This window comes from Corallococcus sp. AB045 (assembly GCF_003668895.1).
GTDB classification, from domain to species: Bacteria; Myxococcota; Myxococcia; order Myxococcales; family Myxococcaceae; genus Corallococcus; species Corallococcus coralloides.
In genome coordinates this window covers 1-4,852 of sequence record NZ_RAWN01000357.1, presented here as the reverse complement: position 1 = coordinate 4,852, position 4,852 = coordinate 1, and the positions used below count along the sequence as shown (strand labels likewise).

The following is a 4,852-nucleotide window of genomic DNA, read 5'->3' as shown; positions in this document are numbered from 1 at the left end:
CCCCCTCCCTCTTCGTCCCCGACTACTGGGCACGCCACCTGCGCCAGCCCGTCCTCTTCCGCCAGGGCCTCGAGGCCCTCGTCGCCAAGAAGTTCACCCACTTCCTCGAGATTGGCCCCAGGCCCGTCCTCACAGGCCTGCTGCGCTCCGCCTCCAAGGGCCTCTCCTGCATCCCCTCCCTCGACTCCTCCGACCCTGAGCGCGCCTTCTGCTCCGCCGCCGCCTCCCTCCACGCCCTCGGCCTCGACCTCGACTGGAAGGGCTTGTTCGAAGGGCCTTCGCCCAAACGCATCAGCGTTCCCACCTATGCGTTCCAACGCCAGGCGTACTGGCTGCCCGCGCGGCCCCGGCAGACCGAGACGGATAGCGTCGCCCCGGTCCCCTCGGCGCCCACGGAACCGGTCGCGCTCACGGGGCTCTGCCATGCTCCGCTCTGGGTCCGCGTGGAGGGCAAGGAGACAGCACCCCGGCGCTGGGCACTGGCGGCGCTGGGAGGCGCGGGCCCGCGCCTCGCCGAACTCAAGGCGGCGCTGACCCAGGACACGACTGTCACCACCGAGCTGCTCGTCACGCCAGCGGATGCGGCGCGGCTGCGGGCCGACGTGGCGGGCATCGTTCTGGTCCAGGAAGAGCTGCCCGTGGTGTCCGCGCTGAGTGAACTGCGCCGCTGGCTGCTCGGGCTTGAGGAGCCGATGACGGCTGGACGGCCCATCGTGCTGGTGACCCGGGGGGCCTATGGAACGGGGGCGGGCGTAGCGTCTGCCTCGGCGCTCACGGCTCGCGCCCTGTGGGGAGCGGCGCGTGCGGCCTACCTCGAGTTCGCGAAGGGCGCCAGGCTGGGTCTTGTCGACATCGGCACGACGGCCGCGCCGTCCGGGCTCTCGGCCGCACTGGCCACCGCGGCCGCGGGAGATGAGCTGCGACTCGGCCGTGAGGGATGGCTACGGCAGCGCCTCGCGCCGCTTCCTCTCCCTCCCGTACAAGCACAGGCCTTGGAGGAGCCTGGCCATGCAGCGGTCATCACGGGCGGCTTCGGAGGCGTGGGCTGGCAACTCGCCGTGCACCTGGTCCAGCGCGGTGTGCGCGAGCTGGTGCTTGTCGGCCGGTCCGCGCCCGGAGCGGCCGTGGACGCCACGCTCGCCGCGTGGAGGCGGACCGGCATCTCGGTCACGGTGCTGCTGGGCGATGTGGCCGAGCCCGCGACGTGGGAGGCACTCCACCGCGAGGTCACGGCACGGGGGCATCGCCTTGGAACCCTCTACCACCTCGCCGGAGTGATCAAGGATGCCACGCTGGCGAACATCTCCGAGGCGGATCTGTCACGGGTGCTGCGGCCCAAGGTCCACGCCGCGAGTGCGCTGTTGGACGCGGTCGCCACGCTCGCACCAAGGCGGATTGTGCTCGCAGGCTCGCTCGCGGGAGTGCTTGGAGCGCCCGGACAGTTCGCGTACGCGGCCGCCAATGCAGCACTCGGGGTGGCCGCGGAGCATCTCGTGGCGGCGGGAATCCCCACGCTCGCCCTCGCCTGGGCACCGCTCGACGCCGGAATGGCGGCGAGCACGCGGCGTGGCGGGAATGTCGAGCGCATACCGAGGATGGCGTTGGCCCAGGCCTGGGAACTCATGGCCCGCGCCCTGGCTGCCGGGCTCACAGAGCTGTCGGCTGGAGCGCTTGAGCAGGCCGGGCTCACAACACATGAGTTCGAGGTCCTGTCTCCCGGAGACCTTGGCCGACGGCTCTTTGTCGACAAGCCCGCGCCGGCCGTTGAGCCCCAGGCGGTGCGGCCCGCGGCCGTGCAGGACGAGCCTCGCGCCACGGGTGCCCTGCTCCAAGTCCAGCAAACCCTCGCCGAACTCCTGGGTGAGCGTACCGCCGACGCCATCGACCCCGCGACCAACTTCCAGAACCTTGGCCTCGACAGCCTCATGCTCATCCGTCTTCGCGAGCAGCTCAACACCCGGCTGAGTGCGAAGCTCACTACTGCGACCCTCTACAGCTATCCGACCTCTCGTCTACTGGCCGAGCACATCACCGAGCAGCTCCGCACGAAGACGGAGCCAGCCTCGTCCAATGGGGGGAACGCGGCGAGGTCCGCCGAGCCACCCGACCTGGCGACGGCGGTCGCCGAGCCCCCCGCGGGGCCGTTGGGGCTCGAGGTAATGGACGACCTCGCGCAAGCCGAAAGACTCGCGGAGGAGCTGCTTCGGGAACTCGGCCTGCGATGAGGGTGTGGTCGCTGGGTCCCGGGCGGCACGCGGTCTCCCCGGCAAAGTGGTTCCAGTCACATTGACCGGAGCGGAAGGCTCCATACCTCGCGCGGTTCGGCGCCAGGCAGCATGCTGCCCCCCTTTCGCCGGGCGTTTTCATGGCTCGCCGAAACACCGCACGGAGTGTTCAGGCCGCTGTCTGCACGGGACGGTGGGACGAGGGCCTCCCACACGTCGAGGCCGCGCACGATGCCTACGACCAGGAGGAAGGTCCTTGCTGCTCGCAGTCATTCGTCTGTCGTTGATGCCTTCGCGCGGGCAGGAGCGATAGACGAGGCTCACAAGGAGCATGCGCTCGGCTCACGTCACGACAGGGTCCAGCGAGCTGTTACGGAACTTGCATCCTTGGGCCGCCAGGTACGGGCGCCCGCCAGCCGTGCTCGAACCGACCCAGAGTCGCACCTCCCACGAGGCCGCCGAAGGGTAAGGTGCGCGCCGTGCGGCTGCGGACGCTCATCATCGACAACCACGACTCGTTCACGTTCAACCTCTTCCAGCTGCTGGCGGAGGTCGGAGGGACAGAGCCCCTCGTCGTGCGCAACGACGAGCGGTCGTGGCGGGAGCTGCGCGGGCTCGCGTTCGACAACATCGTCATCTCCCCGGGCCCCGGGCGTCCCGACCACCCGGCGGACTTCGGAGTCTGCCGCGATGCGCTCCTCGAAGCGGACGTCCCCATCCTCGGCGTATGCCTGGGGCATCAGGGCCTGGGCCACATCCACGGTGCGCGGATCCAGCACGCACCGGAGGTCATGCACGGACGGCTGAGCCCCGTGCGCCACACGGGGACAGACCTCTTCCAGGGCCTTCCGCAGGACTTCCCGGTGGTGCGCTACCACTCGCTCTGCCTCGCCCGGCCACTGCCCGAGGACCTGGTGGAGACCGCCTGGGCCCCCGACGGCGTCCTCATGGCCCTGCGCCACGCCTCCCTCCCCCGCTGGGGCGTCCAGTTCCATCCGGAGTCCATCGCCACCACCCACGGCCGCCAGCTCCTCGCCAACTTCATCCGCCTGAGCCGCGAGCACCAAGCCCCCCGTCCCAGTCGCCGCCCTGAAGCGCCCCAGGAGAGAACGCCCCTCCCTCCGCCTGGAACCTTCCAAGTCCATCACCGGAAGCTGCACCTCGAAGCCGACCCGGAGCAGGCCTTCGTCGCGCTCCTCGGAGGCAATGACCACGCCTTCTGGTTGGACAGCAGCCGCGTCGAGTCCGGCCTGTCACGCTTCTCCTTCATGGGCGACGCAACCGGCCCACACAGCGCCGTCATCCACTACCAGGTGAACCCACGCCGGCTCACCGTGCGCCGGCGCCAGGGAGCAGAGGAGCACTCCACGGAGCTGTTCGAGTTCCTCCAGCAGGAGCTGACACGGCTGCGAGTGGCCCCGTCCGGGCTGCCCTTCGACTTCCAGGGCGGTTACGTGGGCCACCTAGGCTACGAGCTGAAGCACGACTGCGGCGCGACCACCTCGCATGCCTCACCGGATCCAGATGCCAGCCTCATCCTGGCGGACCGGCTGCTGGCCTGGGACCACCTTGAGGACACGGTGTATCTCGTCGCGCTCGCCCCCGAACACGAGGCGGCCGAGGTCGAGACCTGGTTCGACGCCACGGAATCCAGCCTGCGCGCCCTGCCCCCGCTGGCGCCCCTCAAGCCAGGCTCCAAAGCCCCCTTCCCGGTCCGCCTCGCCAGGGACAAAGAGACCTACCTGGCCGACATCCAGCGCTGCCTGGAACAGCTCCACGAAGGCGAGACCTACGAGGTCTGCCTCACCAACAAGCTCCTCGCCCGGACGCACGTCGAGCCCCTGGACCTGTACCGGAACCTGCGCCAGCTGAACCCCGCGCCCTACGCCGCGTACCTCCGCATGGGCCCCCTGGGCATCGCCTGCTCCTCCCCCGAACGCTTCCTGCGCGTGGACGCCGAACGTTGGGTCGAGTCGAAGCCCATCAAGGGCACCCTGCGCCGCGGCTCCACGCCAGCCGAGGACGAACGCCTGCGCCAACAGCTGGGCTCCCAGGAGAAGGACCGGGCGGAGAACCTGATGATCGTGGACCTCGTGCGCAACGACCTCGGGCGCGTGTGCGAGGTGGGCTCGGTCCACGTCCCCCGGCTCATGCACGTGGAGTCGTATGCCACGGTGCACCAACTGGTGAGCACCATCCGGGGCCACCTGCGCCAGGGGCTCACCGCCGTGGACGCGGTGCGCGCCGCCTTCCCGGGAGGCTCCATGACGGGGGCCCCCAAGGAGCGCACCCTGGAGCTCATCGACCGCCTGGAGGGGGAGGCCCGGGGGGTGTACTCGGGCACCATCGGGTACTTCTCCGCCACCGGCGCGGCGGACCTGAACATCGTCATCCGCACGGCGGTGGTCCGGCCCGGAGAGGTGAGCATCGGCGCGGGCGGAGCCATCGTGGCGCTCTCGGACCCGGCCGCCGAGCTGGAGGAGATGCTCCTCAAGTCGCGGGTGGTGCTGAAGGCGCTGTGCACGGCGCTCGGGAGCCCGGACGGACTGCCCGAGCCCGGAGCCGATTCCAGGGCCTGGACGGCGCCGGACTGAGCCCGGGAGGGGCCAGAAGGGCCTTCCGGGGTG

At 70.4% G+C, this 4,852-nt stretch carries 2 protein-coding genes; both read left to right on the top strand.

From position 1 onward, the window contains the following. On the top strand, window positions 1–2,225 hold a 2,225-nt coding region (locus D7Y21_RS40345; RefSeq protein WP_121718546.1), incomplete at its 5' end, for a type I polyketide synthase. A 479-nt stretch (window positions 2,226–2,704) separates the two neighbouring features. Beyond that, window positions 2,705–4,819, top strand: a complete 2,115-nt coding sequence (pabB, locus tag D7Y21_RS40340) for an aminodeoxychorismate synthase component I (RefSeq protein ID WP_233612492.1) — start codon at window positions 2,705–2,707, stop codon at window positions 4,817–4,819. The last annotated feature ends 33 nt before the right edge of the window (window positions 4,820–4,852 follow it).